The organism is Bacteroides sp., from assembly GCF_030151085.1.
Classification (GTDB): domain Bacteria; phylum Bacteroidota; class Bacteroidia; order Bacteroidales; family Bacteroidaceae; genus Bacteroides.
On the sequence record NZ_JASLER010000078.1, the window covers coordinates 26,353 to 47,529 of the forward strand.

Consider the following 21,177-nt stretch of genomic DNA (forward strand, 5'->3'; position numbering starts at 1 on the left):
CTTATAAAAAGGAGTAATACAAAAAACAAGATGAAAGAGGATTTGAACTTTTTAGACCGTAATGAATTTAACTTTCAGCCATCAGAAGAAGTTGTAGAAGCTTTTAAGAACTTTGATATACATAAGCTTTGCTTTTATACCCGCATCTACGATGAAGGTAAAAAAAGCATACTATCTGTATTTCTGTCAGAACTATATGGAATTGAAGAACCGCAAGTTTTACTAGGTTATGGCGGAGAAGATATTCTAAAACAGGCAGTGCATTATTTCCTGACTGAAGAAGACGGCAATAAAACAATGTTGATTCCAAAATTCTCATGGTGGTATTACAAATCCATTGCCGATGAAGTGAATGGTCGTACCTTACAGTATCCTCTTTACGAAGATGGGAATACTTTCAAATATGACTTCACCGTCATGAAAGAAATGGTAAAACAAGAAAATCCAAAGATCTTATTGATTGCCTCTCCAAACAATCCTACCGGTAACGGTATGACTCCCGACGAGTTAGATTCTTTAATGGCCGAAATACCTGCTCGTACTACTGTAGTTGTAGACGAAGCATACGCTTCTTTTGTTTCGGCAGACGCCGGTTATATCCGCACGCTTATCAACAAGTATCCTAACCTGATAATTTCACGCACCCTCTCCAAATTCTATGGATTACCCGGCTTGCGGATGGGTTTCGGATTCATGAGCAAAGAACTGGAACGGTTCAGCAAATACAGCAATAAATACTTAGGTTATAATCGCATATCAGAAGATCTAGCCATTGCAGCCCTTAAATCAGATGCACACTATCGGAATATTGCTCAATTGATGAATAAGGATCGTGCCAGCTATGAATCAGAAATAGGTACATTACCAGGCTTTAAGGTATATCATTCGGTCGCTAATTTTATTTTGATCAAATATCCCATTGTGCTGAAAGAAGCTTTGCAGAAAGCTTTCGCAGAGAAAAGTTACAAAATAAAGTTCATGAATGAACCTGATATTAATACTCATCTTCGAATTACATTGGGACGGCCGGAGCAGAACCGTATTGTTATAGATACCATAAAAAAAATAGCTACCCTATGAAAGCCGTCATTTTAGCTGCCGGAATAGCCTCCCGTCTTCGTCCTTTAACTGATGAATGCCCGAAGTGTCTACTCAAAATAGGAGAGCGTTGCTTGTTGGAACGTACTTTAGACGCACTTATCGGTAACGGCATTAAAGAATTTATTATTGTTACCGGATATCGGCAGCAGCAAATAGCCAGTCTTCTGAGCAAAAATTATCCGCAGCAGGACATTACATTGATATATAATGAGCGGTATGAATCAACCAACAATATTTATTCCCTTTGGCTCACCCGCTCTCTAGTAGAGGGAGAAGATGTATTACTATTAGACAGCGACATTCTTTTTGATCCGCTAGTCATCACTGATATTCTAAACTCTGACAAAGCAAACACACTTGCTGTCAATCGCCACGAGTTAGGGAAAGAAGAGATTAAAGTAATTGTTGATACTTCGGGTAAAGTGTTGGAGATTAGTAAAACCTGCTCCATCGAACAAGCTTTGGGAGAGTCTATAGGTATTGAAAAAATGTCGCCCGCTTATACCAAAGCCTTATTCAACGAGTTGGAGACAATGATTGAAAAAGAAGGATTGGACAATATCTTCTACGAACGGGCATTTGAACGATTGATACCCAAGGGACACTGCTTCTGTATAACAGATACCACACAATATTTCTCCATTGAACTGGATACTGTAGAAGATTTTAATCAAGCGGAACGACTGATCCCAGCTCACTTACACTAAGATATTATGGCTACATACGACATTCGCCCGCTGCAACTCCGTATACTGGATATCTTGCTCGCCATTGATGAGGTTTGCAAGGCACACCATCTGAGATATTACATCATGGCCGGAACGATGTTGGGAGCTGTACGTCATAAAGGTTTTATTCCTTGGGATGACGACTTGGATATCGGGATGCCAAGAGCTGATTATGATCTGCTCATGTCGCACGCACATGAATGGTTGCCTGCGCCTTATGAAGCTGTATGCTCTGAGACTGACAAGTCTTATCCACTCCCATTCGCTAAAATACAAGATGCAAGTACCACTCTTATAGAACGAATGCACTTAAAATATCTGGGAGGTATTTATTTAGATGTATTTCCATTAGATGGCGCACCTACAGAAAAGATGTCACAACGCTGGCATTTCGCCCGCTATGAATTTTACAAACGTGTTCTTTACTTTATTCATCGTGATCCTTATAAACATGGTAAGGGGCCCAGTTCATGGCTTCCATTGTTATGCCGTTCCATTTTTACTATGGATGGCGTACAAAAGAGTATCCGCAAAATAATGAAGAAATACGATTTCGATAAGTGTGGACTTGTTTGCGATTATGATGATGGAATGAAAGGTATTATGCCAAAAGAGATCCTAGGTAATCCAACGCCTGTTCTGTTTGAAGGAAAAGAAGTATGGGGTGTCGAAAACTATCCTGTTTACTTGAAACAAAAATATGGTGATTATATGACTATTCCCAAAAGAACTCAACAGAAACAGCACAATTTCCACTATCTGGATTTGGATAAACCTTATCGGGAATTTAAAAGTTGAATATAAATAAAGCAGGAAAGAAAATATGAAAATAGGCTTTGACGGAAAACGCGCCGTACAAAATAACACAGGATTAGGTAACTACAGTCGCTACATTGTAGATATCCTGTGCCGTGCTTATCCGGAAAATGACTACGTACTTTTTTCTCCTAAGAAACAAAGAAATGGTAGACTGGAGCAATTATTAAAAGATTTTTCTCACCTCAGCCTCGTCTATCCATCACCGGCCTTCTGGAAATTGCTCAGTTCATTCTGGAGAATTTGGGGAGTCACGAGCCAACTGGAAACTGAACAAGTTACTATATTTCATGGACTAAGCAACGAGTTGCCTTTGAATATCGGCAAAAGTAGCGCTAAAAGCGTTGTCACCATCCATGACTTGATCTTCCTGCGTTTCCCAAAATATTATTCTTTTATAGACCGAAAAATATACGCATATAAATTTCGTAAAGCATGTGAGAATGCAGACAAGATTATTGCTATCAGTGAATGTACCAAAAGAGATATCCAACATTTCTATCGTATCCCGGCAGAGAAAATAGTTGTTGTTTACCAAGGATGTGATGCCTCTTTTGCTCAACCTGTATCAGACAAGAAAAAGCAGGAAGTAAAGGCTCGTTACCAACTGCCGGAGCATTACATTCTTAATGTAGGCAGCATTGAAGAACGTAAGAATGTATTGTCAGCAGTTCAGGCATTGCAACAACTTTCTTCACCGGAAACCCACCTTATTATTGTGGGGCGTCGCACCCCATATACAGAAAAAGTGGAAAAATTCATTTCTGATAACAAGTTAGGAGGAAAAGTTCATATTCTTTCTAATGTTCCTTTTAAAGATTTGGGTGCACTCTATCAAATGGCAGATATTTTTGTCTATCCTTCACGTTTCGAAGGATTCGGCATCCCAATTATTGAAGCATTAAATTCAGGTGTTCCCGTAGTTGCCGCCACAGGTTCCTGTCTGGAAGAAGCCGGTGGACCGGACTCTCTATACGTACACCCTGACGACATCAATAGTATGGCAAAAGCCTTTCATACATTACTTTCTGATGAGAAGAAACGGGAATATGTCATTGAGAAAGGGAAAGAATACGCCAGCCGGTTCTCCGAAGTAAAGCAAGCAGACCAGTTAGCAGAGATTTATCGATCAATCCTTTAATTGATTGAAATAGTTAAAATAAGGACCATTCTATGGTGTTTTAATCTAAAAAATTCTGCCCAGTCATTTTGAAATACTTATCCAATACAAGTATAGAAATCAATTTTTCCCGCTTTTTATCAAAGAATTGAGCACACCATTCATGGGCATGAGAAATTATAGCCAATGCCTCATCAGTATGTTCCATAAAATATTCCATACGTTCTTTTAAGTCTGAATAATCCGACTTGATTTCTACATAATGATAATCTGGAATCAACTTCCCTTCCATAAACCAAGTTTCACAAGTTGGCTTTGGCATTACAGCCAATGAGTTGGAATTCATCACCCATTTCAAATTACTTGCCACATCATTACCTTCAAGACACATAATAAACTTAAAATCCAGATGATCATACAACGACATCTTAGATACAACCCATTCCAAATGAACACTGTGCTTTCCTTCAATTCCGCCAATATCACAAATAGGGTCACTAAACCAACGCTCACAAAAGGCAATGCGTCGAGGTTTATCTGATATTTTACCTCGAAAAATCACCTCATTCTTTTTTTCTATAAAGCGCCTTTTATCATTCAGAAATATAAAATGCCGTACTTTATCCAAATTCAGCAATACAGAATTCTCATTTTTCTCTGTTATTGGCCGACTCTTTACAACTGATGGTGAAGACTGCAAAGTATTAACATCACCAAATCTATAATTCCACCTCAAACTTTTAGGGAAATATCTCAAAAACTCATAAGTATCAAAGAAGTATACAGAATTATACTTTCCTTTTCTACCAAAATTCATAATCATCCCCTTATCTTCCTGCATTGGGATAACAGACTGCAAACGGCAATAATAATCTACACGTGAAAGAATATAATCTTTATCTAAGCGATTATTTAAACTATCAATAATAGCCTTACGTCTAACTCTATACAGAAAGTCAGGGATAGAATACACACGTATGAAATTTATGATATAGTACTTTAACTTATTATTTTTACCACTTCGAAAAAGATATTTCAACATACTCTATATATTATTAACACGCAGAGTGCAAATCTAATAATTTTATTAACAAGATCAAAACATTCTTTTCCTATAAAATATTTCAATTTTCAGAATATCATTTTATGATTATCAAGAAGAAACATGAAAGCAAGTACAATTATAAGCAAAAGCAGTATCTTTGTAGATATTATCCTAAAAGACTAAAAAATGAAAGTCATCGTCGATAACAAAATTCCTTTTATCCAGGAAGCTATTGAAAAGATAGCTGATGAAGTAGTTTATTTATCAGGTAAAGATTTCACCCCTTCATTGGTGAAAGACGCAGACGCCTTGATTATTCGTACCCGTACTAATTGTAACCGAGAATTATTAGAAGGCAGTAAAGTCCGTTTCATAACTACTGCTACTATCGGTTTTGACCATATTGACACGGATTACTGCCACAAAGCAGGCATCACTTGGACTAATGCTCCCGGATGCAACTCTGCCTCTGTTGCTCAATATTTGCAATCCTCTTTATTACTACTGCAACAACTAAAAGGAATGCAGCTGTCAGGTTTGACATTAGGTATTATTGGAGTTGGCAATGTAGGCAGTAAAGTCAGCAAAGTAGCCCGGGATATAGGTATACATGTATTACTAAACGACTTGCCTCGTGAAGATAAAGAAGGAAATACAGATTTCAGCTCATTACAAACCCTCGCCGAAGAATGCGATATTCTCACTTTTCACGTTCCTTTATATAAAGAAGGGAAATATAAAACATTTCATCTGGGCGATGATACTTTCTTCCGGTCATTAAAACGACGTCCAGTCATCATCAACACTTCACGTGGAGAAGTAATTGAAACCAATGCACTGTTGGCCGCCTTAGAGAAAGGATTCATTTCTGATGCAATCATTGATGTTTGGGAAAATGAACCTGATATCAATCTCACCTTATTAAATAAGATATTCATCGGGACCCCACATATCGCCGGCTACTCTGCCGATGGAAAAGCGAATGCCACCCGCATGTCACTGGATGCCCTCTGCCGTTTCTTTCAGGTAGAAGCCGACTATTGCATCACTCCACCCGAACCGGAAAACTCCATCATCACAACCAGCACTTTAGCAGAAGCCTATTTACAGATGTATGATCCGAGAAGAGACAGCAATGCATTGAAAGAGCATCCGGAACTCTTTGAAACATTGCGCGGCGACTATCCTTTAAGAAGAGAAGCGGAAGCTTTTACTTTAAAACTACCCTAACCCCCATCCGGTTCTGTTCTATTTCTCCTCTCCTTCTTATTCCCTCCCTGTTTTCTCCGTGTCTATAGCGAGCTATTTTATAGGGAGCAGGTACGGACCGGGTAAGGAGCAGATAGGGAGAAGGTATGGATCGGAACAAATTGGTCATTTTGTCGAATTCAGCAGTTCATCTATCACCTTCGGGTAGAACTCATACTCCAAGGCATGAATACGATGTGCCAGGCTATCCGGTGTATCTTCCGGCATTACGACACATCTTTCCTGGCAGATGATAGCTCCTTCATCGTAATGTTCATTAGTATAATGTATAGTGATACCACTTTCTTTCTCGCCCGCAGCAATCACCGCTTCGTGTACACGATCACCATACATACCTTTACCGCCAAACTTAGGCAGTAACGAAGGATGTATATTTATCATTTTATTAGGATAAGCATGCAAAATGTTATCAGGTACTCGCGCCAGGAAGCCCGCCAACACTACAAAGTCTATACGATACTCTTGCAGCATGGATAAAATTGCCTCTCCATTTTCCCAATCACTCTTACCAAAGTAGGCACAAGGTACATTCAAGCCCTTTGCACGCTCCAAAACGAACGCATTCTGCCGGTTGGTCAAAACCAAACTCACATAATCCAATCCTTTTTCTCTAAAATAACGAATGATATTCTCGGCATTCGTACCACTTCCCGAAGCTAAAATTGCGATTTTTTTTCCCATAAACCCTCCAATCAGTGCACAAAATGGTGAAAAATGTGCAAAACAGTGCATTTAATTCCTCAAATATTTGCTAGGAACAATAAATATTTATTCCTTTGCACCGCAAATTTAAAGAAATAAAACTAATTATTAATTAAAAACTTAAAGTTATGTCTGAAATTGCATCAAGAGTGAAAGCGATTATCGTCGATAAATTAGGCGTTGAAGAATCAGAAGTTACAACAGAAGCTAGCTTCACTAACGATTTAGGAGCAGATTCTCTTGACACGGTAGAACTTATCATGGAATTCGAAAAAGAATTCGGTATCTCTATCCCTGATGACCAAGCTGAAAAGATTGGTACTGTAGGTGATGCTGTATCTTATATCGAAGAACACGCTAAGTAATTTCATCCATTATTTATTAATATGGAATTAAAAAGAGTTGTAGTAACAGGTCTTGGCGCCATTACCCCTATTGGCAAGAATGTTCCCGAGTTTTGGGAAAATCTGGTGAATGGGGTTAGCGGAGCAGGGCCTATTACTCATTTCGATGCATCCCTTTTCAAGACTCAGTTTGCATGTGAAGTAAAAGACTTTGATGCAACCCAATATATGGACCGCAAAGAAGCACGCAAAATGGACTTGTACACACAATATGCCATTGCAGTAGCTAAAGAAGCGGTAAGTGACTCTGGTCTTGACGTCGAAAATGAGGATTTAAACAAAATCGGTGTCATCTTTGGTGCCGGTATTGGTGGAATCAATACATTCGAGGAAGAAGTAGGTAACTACGCTTTGAATGGCAAAGAAAACGGTCCTAAGTTCAATCCCTTCTTCATCCCTAAGATGATTTCGGATATCGCTGCCGGACAGATTTCTATTATATATGGTTTCCACGGTCCCAACTACGCAACTTGTTCAGCATGTGCTACTTCAACGAACGCTATCGCTGATGCCTTCAACCTGATTCGTCTGGGCAAGGCAAATGCTATTGTAAGCGGTGGTTCGGAAGCAGCTATCACCCCTGGTGGTGTAGGCGGTTTCAATGCCATGCATGCATTATCAACTCGCAATGAATCTCCCGAAACAGCCTCTCGTCCGTTCAGCGCAAGCCGTGACGGTTTCGTGATGGGTGAAGGTGGCGGTTGCCTTGTTCTTGAAGAACTGGAACATGCCAAAGCACGCGGTGCTAAGATTTATGCAGAAGTTGCCGGCGTAGGAATGTCTGCCGACGCTCACCACCTGACTGCTTCTCATCCCGAAGGTTTGGGAGCAAAGTTAGTGATGAAAAATGCGTTGGAAGATGCAGAAATGACCCCTGACAAAGTAGATTATATCAATGTTCACGGTACATCTACTCCTGTAGGTGATATTTCGGAAGCCAAGGCTATCAAAGAAGTATTCGGTCAACATGCTTATGAGTTGAACATCAGCTCAACCAAGTCCATGACTGGTCACTTGCTCGGTGCTGCCGGTGCGGTAGAAGCTATCGCAAGTATTCTTGCTATCAAGAACGGCATTGTGCCTCCGACTATCAATCACGAAGAGGGTGATAATGACGAAAACATCGACTATGACTTGAATTTTACATTCGACAAGGCTCAAGAGCGTGAAGTGAATGTAGCTCTATCCAATACATTTGGATTCGGTGGTCATAATGCCTGTGTTATTTTCAAGAAATACGCAGAATAATATAGTCGTGTTACGTAATCAAATAGATAAGATAAGGCTCTTATTCCATAAGGAACGGGAGTCTTATTTTTGTTTCTATAGGATACTTGGCTTCTTTCCCCACAATATTCAAGTTTATCAGCAAGCTCTGCTACATAAGTCCACTTCTTTACGTTCAGACAAAGGACGTCCTTTAAACAATGAACGATTAGAATTTCTAGGCGATGCTATTCTTGATGCCATCGTAGGAGATATTGTCTTTAAACATTTTGAGGGTCGCCGTGAAGGTTTCCTGACTAACACTCGTTCTAAAATCGTTCAACGGGAAACCCTGAATAAACTCGCAGTAGAAATAGGACTGGATAAACTGGTAAAATACTCCACACGTTCTTCTTCTCACAACAGTTATATGTACGGTAATGCTTTCGAAGCATTCATTGGTGCCATTTATCTGGACCAAGGCTACGAACGCTGCAAACAGTTCATAGAGGAGAAGATTTTTAAGAAACATATCGACCTCGACAAGATGTCACGCAAAGAGGTTAACTTCAAGTCGAAACTCATTGAATGGAGCCAGAAGAATAAGATGGAGGTATCCTTTGAGCTTATCGAACAATTCCTTGATGAAGATTACAACCCGATGTTCCATACCGAAATACGCATAGAAGGACTTTCGGCAGGCACTGGCACAGGATATTCCAAGAAAGAATCGCAACAAAATGCCGCACAAATGGCATTAAAGAAAATCAAGAGCGACGAGACTTTCAAAGAAGAGATTCAAACTGCTTGGGAAAATCACCATAAAACAGAAATCATCACTGAAGAGGAATCAGCCGAAACAGATCCCCATACGGCGTCCCTGAACGACTAAGTCGTTATCTTCCGTCACCAGTTTCAACTTACCTGCGACTTCAGCCAATGGCGCAGAAGATATCTCATCTCCTTTCAAGGTAATCATACGACCGAATTGCCCGGTTGCAATCAATTCTGTGGCATGTCCACCCATACGTGTAGAAAGATTACGGTCAAAAGGCGTAGGTGAACCTCCACGCTGAATATAACCTAATACTGTTTCACGAGTTTCAATACCCGTCTCATACTCTATTTCCTGAGCTATATACTCAGCAGCACGTTTTCGCCCATCCGTTTGAATACCTTCGGCAACTACGACAATAGAATAAGGCTTGCCTTTCTTCAAACGATTCAGGATCGTCTCTCCTATATTATGAATGTTATAAGGGATTTCAGGTATTAATATCACATCTCCTCCACCTGCCATACCGGAATATAAAGCAATCCAACCGGCTTTGTGTCCCATTACTTCAATGACCATTACACGTTTATGCGAGCTTGCCGTAGAATGCAGACGGTCAATAGCATCGGTAGCTATACTAACGGCAGAGTCGAAACCGAAAGAAATATCTGTTCCCCAGATATCGTTATCTATCGTTTTGGGCACAGAAACAATGTTCAGTCCCAGAGCAGCCATCTTTGCGGCAGTCTTTTGAGTACCGTTGCCACCGATACAAACCACACAGTCCAGGCCTAACTCCTTTATATTCTGTTCAATCAGAGCCGGTTTGTCTACATCAGACATCACACCATTCTTCTTGAACGGCTTTTCACGCGAAGTCCCCAGCATGGTGCCACCTAGATTCAGCAATCCTGATAAAGATTTGTCTGAAAACGACTCCACATCTTTAGTTAATAATCCTTGAAAACCACTATGAATACCTACCACTTCCATCCCATAATGATTGATAGCAGTCTTACATACACCACGTATGGTAGCGTTAATACCAGGGCAATCGCCTCCTGAAGTCAAAATACCGATTCTCATAATTGTTTTTTTTGAGTTAGAACCTGTTTAACGAGATAGAATAACAGCTTTTCCTGTTTTTGAACTTTTAATAGCAGCTTCAAGTATTTCTACTACGATTAAATTGTTTTCCAGAGAAGACAAGTCTTTGGGACTTATCTGAATGTCATTCCGCACGGCAGCCTTTAAGTAATAGAAAGAATCATTATAGGGCGCTGCCAGTTTGGGAGCAGTTGCAGATACTTCCTGGTTGCTGGCACTCATGCGGATTTTAGTTGGGGTATCCTGATAAATATACCCTTTACTACCGTAAATATGCATGTCCTTACGGTTCATCGGCCAATTCCAGGAACCCATAATTTGCACGGTAGCGGATGGATATTCGGCAATGATGGTAGCGTCATCATCTACTTTAGGATATGTCTGAGGCTTATATTGTTTTAATACACCATAAACTCGAGTCGGTTTCTGACCATTAAGCAACCAAGTTGCCAAATTAGCACCATAACAACCGAAATCAATTACAGCACCTCCTCCATTCAATATCGGATCGGTCAACCAGTCGGTAAATTCTTTGCCACATTTAATTTCAAATGGTCCTTGATGCCCATCGTAGACGTTAATTCTATGGATGTCGCCAATGGTTCCCTCTTTTACTAGCCGATTTACTTCGTGATTGGTATCATACCAAGTGGTTTCATAATTGGTAAGGAGCAACGTATGATGTTTCCGGACCAGTCCAGCCATTCGGTTAGCATGTTCCATATTAACTGCTAAGGGTTTTTCCACCATTACATGAATGCCGCGGGGGGCACAAGCCTCCACAACCTTTAAGTGATCGTATATTGAACCATAAGCAACAACTGCCTCCGGTTTAGTTTTGTCCAGCATCTCTCCTAAATCTTTATAAAAGACAGAAGCACTTAACTTTTTACGCAGCCCATTGTTCTCACGAAGTTCATCGTTCTCCTCCGCAACGCCAACAACTTCAAAATCTCCTCTGGCTAGCCGGGCAATAACCTCATTCAGGTGTCCGTGAGAGACTCCGGCAACGCCCAAACGAAGTGGTTTAGAGGTTTGTCCGTTGGCATGGAACATAAATATAGATGTGAGAACGAAGTATAAAATACTAATAATTCTTGGTGTACACATAATATTTCAATATAGTTTTGACAAAGGTAAGAATAAACGCGAAAAAGAAGCTTTGAACAATATATAAAAATGTACTCAAGAAGACATGCTCGTCAACCGAATACTGTCGTAAAGATAGAAAAAAAAGTAAAAAAAAGATAGAGATGCCAATAAATAAGATTATTTTTGTGCTTTAAATATGATTTCAACTAGAACGATGAATATTACAAAGTTTCTGAATAAGGTATATTTTGCCCCCCGTCTGAAAGAAATCGAACAATACACTGACCATGCCGGTGAATTGCAACAACGTGTGTTGCAACGTCTCGTAAGCAAGGCAGCCAATACAGAATGGGGAAAGAAGTACGATTATGCCTCTATCCATACTTATAAAGAGTTCAAAAAACGCCTCCCTATACAAACTTACGAAGAGATTAAGCCGTATGTTACCCGCCTTCGTGCCGGTGAACAGAATTTGCTCTGGCCTTCAGAAATTCGTTGGTTTGCCAAATCATCCGGAACAACCAACGATAAAAGTAAGTTCCTTCCAGTCAGCAATGAAGCTTTACATGATACCCATTATAAGGGAGGTAGAGATGCCGTTGCTCTCTATCTGAAACAAAACCCCGAAAGCCAACTTTTCTCCGGCAGGAGTCTCATTTTAGGAGGAAGTCATGCTCCCAATCTGAATACCAATCACAGTCTTGTAGGCGATCTCTCCGCCATTCTGATAGAAAACATCAACCCATTAGTAAACTTCGTTCGCGTACCAAGCAAGAAGACTGCCCTGATGGAGCATTTTGAACCAAAGATGGCAGCCATTGCTGATGAAACAATCCATGCTAATGTTACCAATCTTTCTGGTGTCCCCTCGTGGATGCTTGTCCTCATCAAGCACATGCTCGAAAAGACCGGCAAAGAGAGCTTGGAGGAGATATGGCCAAACTTGGAAGTATTCTTCCACGGTGGCGTAGCTTTTACCCCCTACCGCGAACAATACAAAGAGATTATCCGTAGTAGCAAGATGCATTATGTAGAAACCTACAATGCCTCTGAAGGTTATTTTGGGACACAGAATGACCCGAATGATTCCGCCATGCTGTTAATGATAGATTATGGCATTTTCTACGAGTTCATCCCTCTGGAAGATATCGGCACAGACCATCCACGTACCTATTGCCTTGAAGAAGTTGAATTGGATAAAAACTATGCTATGGTGATCTCCACTTCTGCCGGTTTATGGCGATATATGATTGGAGATACGGTAAAGTTTACCAGCAATCATCCCTACAAGTTTGTTATTACCGGACGTACCAAGCATTTCATCAATGCCTTTGGAGAAGAGTTGATAGTGGATAACGCAGAGAGAGGCTTAGCCAAAGCATGTGCTGAGACCGGTGCACAGGTTATAGAATACTCCGCTGCTCCTGTCTTTATGGACGAACATGCCAAATGCCGACACCAATGGTTGATTGAGTTTGCTCAATTCCCGGATAATTTGAAAAGATTCGCTCAAATACTAGATGACACCTTGAAGGAAGTCAACTCGGATTATGAAGCCAAACGTCAGAATAATTTAGCATTGCAACCCTTGGAAATAATTATTGCCCGTAAAGATTTATTCCATGATTGGCTGGACAGTAAAGGCAAATTAGGAGGACAACATAAAATACCGCGTCTCTGTAACACAAGAAAGTATATTGAAGAGATGTTGAGACTCAATAAATAAAATCTTAGAACAATAAATAATGAGGGCAAGTCATTTCACGACTTGCCCTCATTGTTTGAATTAGATTTTAATATCCCGGATTTTGTTTCAGATTCGGATTCTGGTCGAGAATTGATTGGGATATCGGTAATTTATAGTAGTTCCTATTGAATAAATTGCCTAATACTGCACGACCTTTATCACGTTCAGGCAGAGAGTTCATCACTTCTTCTACCTTGCCCCAGCGTACAAGGTCATACCAGCGTTGTCCCTCTAATGCTAATTCAAGGCGTCTTTCTTTCATTAAAGTTTCAAAAGCTGCTTCTTTACCAGAAGGAGTAGATAAATCCGCTAATCCGGCACGATGTCTTACTTGATTGATAATCCCCATTGCATCACCTATACTGCCATTTCCTAGTATTAAAGCCTCAGCTTTCAGCAGTAATATATCGGCGTATCGGTATTTGATGACTGTCGAGTAAGAAGAACGTATCTTATACATAAATGGATAATGTTCTCTCGGATAATGGTTATCCCATTTCGTTTGATAATAAACCACTGTTTCCTTGAAACGTTCTGTATCTCCGGCTGACTCAAAGGCTGCTAGTAAGTCTCTGGAAGGCGTTATCCATTTGGCATAAGTAAACTGACTATCCCAATTATCCAGAAAACGTCCCAAAATATTAGGCAACCAAGAGCCACTTCCTGAAAAGTATTGCGCTTCTAAAATAGACTCAATTGTATTTCTACATTTAGCATCTGTTGCCAGATTATCAGGCCCCGGAGGTAGCATCTCATTTTGTAGTTTTACTCCAAATAAATCACTAAAATCATCGACTAAACGGAAGCCGTCCGCTGTTACTTCATCACAATATTTAATCACCTTTGAATAATTACGAAGCGGTTCTTCTGCATAAATCTTTGCCAATAGAGTACGGGCTACAGACTTAGTAAAACGTGTTTTATCTGCCGGATTATTATCAGGAGCCGAGCCAAGAGCTTCCAATAAATCCTTTTCTATTTGCTGATAGACCTCTTCTTCGGTATTTTGTGAAGGGAAATAGGCAGGATATACATCTTCTACCGTCTCCGAAGTAATATCACCGGCTTCAGTGGTTACAATAGGTACGTTTCCCCAGTTGCGTACCATATCAAAATAAATCATAGCCCTGAAAATCTTAGCCTGGGCTTTGTATGATTCCCGCTCCTGCGTTGTTAAAGAAGCATCAGTCACGGCATCTACATTACAAATCAATTTGTTAGCCCGTGCAATATCTTCCATATAACGATTCCACCCACGTTGCAAAGGAGCAATCGTGCTAGGTATCGTATTATTTTCAAAATACTGCGGAGCACCCGATCTTGTCCCGGCATACGCATTATCCGCATGGGTATCTCCAATCAGGTACATATCCTGATACCAATGCTCCTGACGATCGCGCATCTGATTATAGAGTGTCAATAAATGTGCTTCCACCGCTGCTTTATCTTTGAATACCGCACCTTTATCTTCTTCTTTCTGCACCCCTTCCGTTACATCCGAGTAGATATCAACGGGATCATAATCCAGTGAACATGAGGTAGCGGTAAAAATCAAACCACCTACCAATAATCTGAGAATAGATATATATCTCATAGTCTTTCAATTTAAAATTCAACATTAACACCAAAAACAAACGATTTACTGTGAGGATAGGAACCCCAGTCTATACCTTGTACTCCACCATTATTACCCCATTCATTTACTTCTGGGTCCATTCCTTTGTAGCCAGTAATAGTAAACAAGTTATTAGCCGTGAAATAAGGTTGCAAACGAGTGACCCCCCATTGCTTCAGTAACTTCCCTGTAAAATTATAGGAGAAAGTCAGGTTCTTAAGGCGCAAATAACTTCCATCTTCGACAAAATAGGACGAATTCTTGATCGCGAAACCGGCTTTAGGCACATCGGTTATTTGTCCCGGTTCTCTCCATCTGTTCAAAACCCGCGTCGATTGGTTCTTGCCATCGAACATAGCTTCTGTTTCAATGCGGGAGGCATTATACACATCGTTTCCCTGAGAACCCTGAATGAAGAAACTCAAATTGAAATTCTTCCAAGAGAAAGAGTTTGTCATACCATACGTAAAATCCGGATTAGGATCACCAATATAGGTACGGTCTAAGGCAGAGATGATTTTGTCATCATTAATATCCCGGTACATCAACTCTCCGGTTTGTGGGTCAACGCCATCGCTGATATAGCCATAAAAGCCTCCTAATGGGCGTCCCGGCTCATTGCGCACCACATATTCTTTTAGGATATCACTGCTGAGTTGTGCTCCCGAATAAATTTTCTGTAATTCCAGTTTTTCAAGACGATTCCGGTTGAAAGATATATTGAAGTCTGTGTTCCAAGTAAAAGCACCTTTAAAATTCTGTGTACTGACTGAAAACTCAAATCCCTTGTTAGTCATTTCTCCTTCATTACGTACTATACTATTTGCAGCTGCGGCGCCGGCAGGTAGAGAAACGTACATCAACATGTCAGTTGTTCGTTTGTAATAATAGTCCATTGTAACATTGACACGGTTGTTAAAAAGAGTTACATCCAAACCTATATCTGTTTGAGAGGTCATTTCCCAAGTCAAATCGGAAGTGCGGAGATTGGCTTGCGAAATAGTAGGCAAAGCATTCTCATTACCTTCTTTAAACCACTCCTGACGGGTGACATTATACTTCTGCAAATAAGCATAATCTCCTACACCCGATTGATTACCGGTTTGTCCCCAACTGGCACGGATTTTCAAGTCATCCAGCCACTCCAAGCCACTCATAAACTTCTCTGAAGACATACGCCATGCAGCAGATACGGAAGGGAATGTACCCCAACGATGATCCGGATGTAATTTGGAAGAACCGTCTCTACGCACATTGGCAGTCACCATATATTTCCCGTCAAAGTTATAGGACAGACGTCCGAAATAAGACATTATTCCCCATTCAGAAGCGCCTGCACCCGTATTATTCCAGGCAATCTTATTAGCAACGTTCAATGTGATGATTTCAGAGTTTCTGAAATGAGAGCCATTAATCCAGCTTTCCTTATAGTTGGAAGTAGTCCACGAAGTACCTGCCATAGCTTCTATATTGTGTTTGTTGAAAGCTTTATGATAGTTCAGTACATTATCGAAAACAATCACGGTATTCATATTCCGGTTATCTGAGGCATTTCCCCACTCATCGATACCTTCAATATGTACCGGTGGAGTGAAAGTTGTCTTGATATAATTCCTGCGGTCCAGAGTAAAAGAACTCTTCAATGACAATTCAGGCAAAAAAGTAATCGTAGCATTGCCCGAAGCAATCAAACGACCTTCCTGGGCTTTGTTATTCTTCCCGTTCTCCATTGCTTCTACCGGGTTCACCAGATTCATGCCATAAAAGTTACGGTTATAATAATTGTTTTCATCATTCCAAACCGGCACACTGGTAGGTAGATTGATAACAGCCAGTACCACACCGCCACGGTTAGAACCCATTCCTGTGGTAATGCCATTCTTTGTATTGTCTGAGTAAGATATATTAGCGCCTACCGTTAACCAGTCCCTCACCTTATTTTCAAGATTTGCACGAAAGTTATATCTCTTGAAGAAAGCAGCTTTCAAAACTCCTTGTTCATCAAGATATCCGGCAGACAGATAGTATTTAAACTTATCATTTCCATTTGACACCGACACCTGATAATTCTGGGTAAGTCCGGTTTGGTAAACCTCATCATGCCAGTCGGTAATATCAGCTGTACCAGGATTAAGGATAGCTCCAATCTCCTCTTGTAACTCCTTATATTGTACGGCATTCAGAGACTCAATTTTATTAGCAACCTGGTTAATGCCTATCTGTGCATTCAAAGCAACCTTAGCTTTACCGGTTTCTCCGGCTTTGGTAGTAATCATAATGACACCATTTGCCGCACGCGAACCATAGATGGCAGCCGAAGAAGCATCTTTCAAAATCTGCATACTAGCAATGTCATTGGGAGAAAGAAAGTTGATATTATCCACTGCTACTCCATCTACAACATACAACGGATCATTGCTTCCATTGAAAGAAGTAGTACCACGTACACGAATAGACATCTCTGCCCCCGGCGTGCCACTTGGTTGCATTACATAAACCCCGGCAGCTTTACCTTGTAATGCTTGTGCAGCCGATACAATGGGACGCTCATCAAGATCTTTCGTAGAGACGCTGGATATAGCTGTTGTTACATCTTTGCGTTTCTGCGTACCATAGCCGATAACGACTATTTCGTCCAACAATTCCCCATCTTCTTTCATTCGGATAGTCAGATTGCTTTGCTGCCCTACTTTCACTTCTTCTGTCTGATAACCGATATAGCTCAAAACTAAAACAGCATCGGCAGAAGGTATACTTACCTGGAAGTTACCATCCATATCAGTGATTCCTCCGGTAGCGGTTCCCTTTACTTGTACAGATACTCCAATCATGGTTTCACCCGTTATATTATCGAGTACCTGTCCTTTAATCATTCTCTGCTGCCCATAAGCATGGATAGCAAATAGCTGTGCCAACATAAGCAGTGTCAGCATCCATAAATTTTCTTTTTTCATGTGTATTAAATTAAGTTCAACTATTATTTCACATTCACGAACCCGTCTGTTTCCGTACTTTTATCTTTTATACCGGCTGCCTTGGCTTTTTCTCTTGCATCCTGCCGTTGCTGACGTAAATATTTGGAAGCATCATTACCGGTCATTACCATTGGAGGAGGTATTTCACCAAAGTTTCTTCTGTATTCCTGTAACTTTTGTAACATCTCTTTTACCTTTTCAGGATACTTATGATAGACATTATTCTTTTCTCCTATATCTTCACGAAGATTGAAGAGCAATGTATCATGAGCAGCGGTAGATGCACGCCAAAAATTTCCTTTAATCCCGGGAGCAGGGAGAGAAATCTTCCAATCACCGGAACGGTAATCGGTAATATCACGATTATTGCGGAAGTAAGCATAGTCCTCACTGGCACGTTTACCAGATCCATCCAAAACATCCGCCAGGTTATAACCATCCAAACGTACTTCCGGTAAAGAGGCTCCACTAAGATCGGCTACCGTTGGCAACCAGTCGAGCAAACTCACAACATCTTTATTGACCAATGGCTTGATATGCCCCTTCCAATAGGCTATACATGGAACACGGACACCACCTTCATAAGCTGTGGTTTTACCTTCGCGCAACGGCAAAGCTCTCCCACCCAATGGCCCTTCTTGTAACCAAGGTCCATTGTCACTTGTAAATACAACCAATGTATTATCATCAAGTCCCAATGAACGAAGTGCTTCCATAACCTTACCTACACTCCAGTCTACTTCCAGTACTGCATCGCCATAAATACCAGCACCCGATTTACCTGCAAACTCTTTGGAAACATAAATAGGTACATGCATCATGCTATGTGCTAAAAAAAGGAAGAAAGGCTTATCAGCTTTTCGATGGATATAATCAACGGCTTCTTCTGTATATTTCTTAGTCACATTATCAATGTCGATATGGAACTCTTCCACTTCATTGCCCCGTAGAAATACTTGGGCACTCATATCGTTGCTATACGGAATACCGAAATATTCATCGAAACCTTGCTGCAATGGCAGGAACTTGTCTCGGCTTCCTAAATGCCACTTGCCAATGCAAGCAGTTGCATACCCTTCTGCCTTCAAGACTTCTGCCATTGTAACTTCATCCGGTGCCATACCCGTGTAGCTATCCGGGTAGAAAACTCCTTGAATACCCATACGTGCCGGATAACGCCCGGTAAGAAAACCAGCACGAGAAGGGCTTGAGATAGGTGATGCTGCATAGCAATCGGTAAACTTCATGCCTTGTTCGGCTAAGGCATCTATATTCGGTGTAGTCCAGCGTGTTTCTCCATAACAACTGACATCCGAATAACCCATATCATCCATATAAATAAAGACGAAATTAGGTTTTACACTCTTGGCAGGAGTGGCTGCCATACAGGAAGCTCCGACAGTTCCCAGTACTCCACCCCATACCCAATTAAGATAGTTCTTCATGTTTTTCATACAACTAAATGTTTTTTTGAGATGGAACAAAAATAGGGGGAAAAGAAAACCGGATATCAGCGATTAAGTTGAAATGAGGATAAATGAGACCAGCCCACATCATAAACAAATGATATACAGCACACTAATCATTCCACTTTGATAGTAAGAATGAGATGAGAAGGAAATGAATAAGGAGAAATAATACCGGATTATTCCGTTTTATTCCGCAGAGAGTGTACCGATTTTCATAATCAGCACCTCAAAAGAGTCCTTGGAAACAATAGATTTATTCTTTGCTTTGGAACGTATATTATAAATCGTATTAATGGAATATCGAAGCATTTGAGCAATCGTTGCACTATCGCTAAAACCCAACCTTATCAATGCGAATACCCGTAATTCAGAAGTCAGTGTTTTACGGTCTTTTTGCTTGTCGGTCAATATTATCTGGTTTTCTTCCGCCATCAGCTTGTTATATTCTTCGATGAAATGGGGGAAAATAGAGAGGAATGCCTCATCAAAATTAGCATAAAATTCTTCCAGATCTTCATCATCGACACCGGCACTCAAAGTCATACGGAGAGCTTCTTCTATCTTTCCTTTTCGGAGAGCTTTGTTCACTTCGAGTCTGAACCTCTGGTTCTTGTCTATATACTCTGAACTCAATCGGATAAAATGGGCTACATAATTTTCTTTGATGTAGTTATTCTCCATAAGTTCATTGTTAACTTCATTCAAGTGAGTGTTGGCATCCGCTAGTTTGGAGCTTAGAGCATTCAGGTTGTCATTTGATTCCTGCAATTTGCGGTGCATGCGCGAAAGCTTGTTCTTTTGCACAACAACCACAACCAATATCCCGACACATAAAAACAGTAATAAGAAGATAACCGTAACACCTGTTCGTAGATTTGTGATATAAGTCTGATTCTTTTTTTCATAAGCCTGAGTGACTACCGGAAGCGTTTTAGCTATCTGCAAACTGCGCAAGTTGGCATTATAGAAATAAATGTCCTCCATGCAAATTTGTATGTAGCCCGCTGCTCGTGAAACTTCATCCCATTCATACAAAGTACGGGCAATGCGGTGCAAGGAGGCATGGTCTTTGATACACAACTGCATATCTTCTATAGCAGAATTCAACATAGCTTCAAAGAAACCATTTTTATCTCCCATACTGTATTTCACATCTCCTATATTGTACCAAACGCCGGCATTTTCGCGGTCATCGGATGCCATCGAGGATAAACGTTCCTTCGACAATACCAATGCCTCTGCAAATCTCTTCTCGTCCATATACTTCTGCATATAGACATCGTAGTAAATAATGGAACCACTATCCATCACTGCTAATAAAGAATCCTGATATAACTTTGCCGAGGGCGAAAAGACATGTTCGGCAAGTACTTTATCTTTGGAGATATAGGCTATTTGACGATAGATAAGGTTATAAGCACGATAATAAGAAGGAAGCAATTCCTCACTAACTTCTGCTCTTTTGATAGAATCCATCAGAACAAGGGCTTCCAGATACATACCCGATTTGGCAAGGTAAGTTGCCAGAAACATTTCCGAGTCCATTGTTTTGACATCATCATGCAATTGTTTAGAGAGCTTGATATTTTCATAGATATAATATATCAACGAGTCGCAGATATATCCCCGATATAATTGTTGTATCTCTTTATTCAGTTCATACCTTTGGGGAGACAAAGCCGGAAGTTTACTTAGTTTCTTCTTGACGTCTTTAATATCCTGCTCTTTCTTTGTCTGGAATTGCGGACGCAATTTGATAAGGCTATCAAGAGTGGTCAGTTGTTTTGTATATAGTGATATAGGGGATTGATGTTCAGTACACCCTACAAGACAAGTTATTGATACAATCAAAAGAAATATATAAATAGGAGAAATAAAAGGCTTTATTGTATTTTTCATATCGTATTATATTGTGGTATTCCTTCATTCAGACATAAAAGACTTATGCAAAAGTAAGAATAAATACAATCGACTTCATACAAACACAGAAAATTAACCTTCGCCTA

The 21,177-nt window shown here is 40.4% G+C and carries 17 protein-coding genes; 9 read left to right on the plus strand and 8 right to left on the minus strand.

The genetic code is table 11. The annotated features are described in order from the left end of the window. Nucleotides 1-30 precede the first annotated feature (30 nt). From Q1W14_RS15320 to Q1W14_RS15335, 4 genes are read left to right on the plus strand one after another with little or no spacing between them, the layout of a single operon-like run. Nucleotides 31-1,080, plus strand: coding sequence for a histidinol-phosphate transaminase (locus Q1W14_RS15320; protein WP_300702926.1), 1,050 nt, complete (start codon nt 31-33; stop codon nt 1,078-1,080). Continuing rightward, nucleotides 1,077-1,808 carry a phosphocholine cytidylyltransferase family protein gene (locus Q1W14_RS15325; RefSeq protein WP_300702928.1) on the plus strand — a complete coding sequence of 244 codons (732 nt, stop codon included), beginning with the start codon at nt 1,077-1,079 and terminating at the stop codon, nt 1,806-1,808. Before Q1W14_RS15320 ends, Q1W14_RS15325 begins: the two co-directional genes overlap by 4 nt. Before the next feature lie 6 nt (nt 1,809-1,814). After that, complete coding sequence (locus Q1W14_RS15330) at nt 1,815-2,627, plus strand: phosphorylcholine transferase LicD (protein ID WP_300702930.1); 813 nt, start codon at nt 1,815-1,817, stop codon at nt 2,625-2,627. Nucleotides 2,628-2,652: 25 nt separating this feature from the next. Then, complete coding sequence (locus Q1W14_RS15335; RefSeq protein WP_300702932.1) at nt 2,653-3,786, plus strand: glycosyltransferase family 1 protein; 1,134 nt, start codon at nt 2,653-2,655, stop codon at nt 3,784-3,786. Nucleotides 3,787-3,826: 40 nt separating this feature from the next. On the opposite strand, the gene Q1W14_RS15340 is transcribed toward Q1W14_RS15335, so the two are convergent. Beyond that, nucleotides 3,827-4,807, minus strand: a complete 981-nt coding sequence (locus tag Q1W14_RS15340; protein WP_300702933.1) for a glycosyl transferase family 90 — start codon at nt 4,805-4,807, stop codon at nt 3,827-3,829. A 189-nt stretch (nt 4,808-4,996) separates the two neighbouring features. Here Q1W14_RS15340 and pdxB point away from each other — a divergent pair, with 189 nt between their 5' ends. After that, on the plus strand, nt 4,997-6,040 hold the full coding sequence (pdxB, locus tag Q1W14_RS15345; RefSeq protein WP_300702935.1) for a 4-phosphoerythronate dehydrogenase PdxB: 1,044 nt from the start codon (nt 4,997-4,999) through the stop codon (nt 6,038-6,040). A gap of 144 nt (nt 6,041-6,184) precedes the next feature. On the opposite strand, the gene purN is transcribed toward pdxB, so the two are convergent. Then, complete coding sequence (purN, locus tag Q1W14_RS15350) at nt 6,185-6,760, minus strand: phosphoribosylglycinamide formyltransferase (protein WP_300702937.1); 576 nt, start codon at nt 6,758-6,760, stop codon at nt 6,185-6,187. Nucleotides 6,761-6,909: 149 nt separating this feature from the next. Here purN and Q1W14_RS15355 point away from each other — a divergent pair, with 149 nt between their 5' ends. From Q1W14_RS15355 to rnc, 3 genes are read left to right on the plus strand one after another with little or no spacing between them, the layout of a single operon-like run. Continuing rightward, entirely contained in the window at nt 6,910-7,146 is a 237-nt protein-coding gene (locus tag Q1W14_RS15355) for an acyl carrier protein (RefSeq protein ID WP_002558672.1), read from the plus strand. Nucleotides 7,147-7,167: 21 nt separating this feature from the next. Further along, nucleotides 7,168-8,433: a beta-ketoacyl-ACP synthase II gene (gene fabF, locus Q1W14_RS15360; RefSeq protein WP_300702946.1), complete on the plus strand. Its 1,266-nt coding sequence runs from the start codon at nt 7,168-7,170 to the stop codon at nt 8,431-8,433. A 7-nt stretch (nt 8,434-8,440) separates the two neighbouring features. Beyond that, nucleotides 8,441-9,283: a ribonuclease III gene (gene rnc / locus Q1W14_RS15365; protein ID WP_300702949.1), complete on the plus strand. Its 843-nt coding sequence runs from the start codon at nt 8,441-8,443 to the stop codon at nt 9,281-9,283. Here the strand turns inward: rnc and Q1W14_RS15370 are convergent. Next, entirely contained in the window at nt 9,242-10,252 is a 1,011-nt protein-coding gene (locus tag Q1W14_RS15370; RefSeq protein ID WP_300702951.1) for an ATP-dependent 6-phosphofructokinase, read from the minus strand. The genes rnc and Q1W14_RS15370 overlap by 42 nt on opposite strands. A gap of 27 nt (nt 10,253-10,279) precedes the next feature. Then, nucleotides 10,280-11,329 (minus strand): Gfo/Idh/MocA family oxidoreductase, encoded by a 1,050-nt coding sequence (locus tag Q1W14_RS15375; RefSeq protein ID WP_300702952.1) that lies wholly within the window; start codon nt 11,327-11,329, stop codon nt 10,280-10,282. A gap of 250 nt (nt 11,330-11,579) precedes the next feature. Between Q1W14_RS15375 and Q1W14_RS15380 the strand changes: the two genes are divergently transcribed. After that, nucleotides 11,580-13,091 carry a GH3 auxin-responsive promoter family protein gene (locus Q1W14_RS15380; RefSeq protein WP_300702955.1) on the plus strand — a complete coding sequence of 504 codons (1,512 nt, stop codon included), beginning with the start codon at nt 11,580-11,582 and terminating at the stop codon, nt 13,089-13,091. 67 nt (nt 13,092-13,158) lie between these two features. Here the strand turns inward: Q1W14_RS15380 and Q1W14_RS15385 are convergent, their stop codons facing one another. The 4 genes from Q1W14_RS15385 to Q1W14_RS15400 all read right to left on the minus strand — a co-directional run bounded on the left by Q1W14_RS15385 (nt 13,159) and on the right by Q1W14_RS15400 (nt 21,070). Further along, complete coding sequence (locus Q1W14_RS15385; RefSeq protein ID WP_300702957.1) at nt 13,159-14,706, minus strand: RagB/SusD family nutrient uptake outer membrane protein; 1,548 nt, start codon at nt 14,704-14,706, stop codon at nt 13,159-13,161. A gap of 11 nt (nt 14,707-14,717) precedes the next feature. Continuing rightward, nucleotides 14,718-17,645, minus strand: a complete 2,928-nt coding sequence (locus tag Q1W14_RS15390) for a TonB-dependent receptor (protein ID WP_300703060.1) — start codon at nt 17,643-17,645, stop codon at nt 14,718-14,720. Nucleotides 17,646-17,704: 59 nt separating this feature from the next. Next, nucleotides 17,705-19,156: a sulfatase gene (locus tag Q1W14_RS15395; RefSeq protein WP_300702959.1), complete on the minus strand. Its 1,452-nt coding sequence runs from the start codon at nt 19,154-19,156 to the stop codon at nt 17,705-17,707. 201 nt (nt 19,157-19,357) lie between these two features. Continuing rightward, entirely contained in the window at nt 19,358-21,070 is a 1,713-nt protein-coding gene (locus Q1W14_RS15400; protein WP_300702961.1) for a DUF6377 domain-containing protein, read from the minus strand. Nucleotides 21,071-21,177 lie beyond the last annotated feature (107 nt).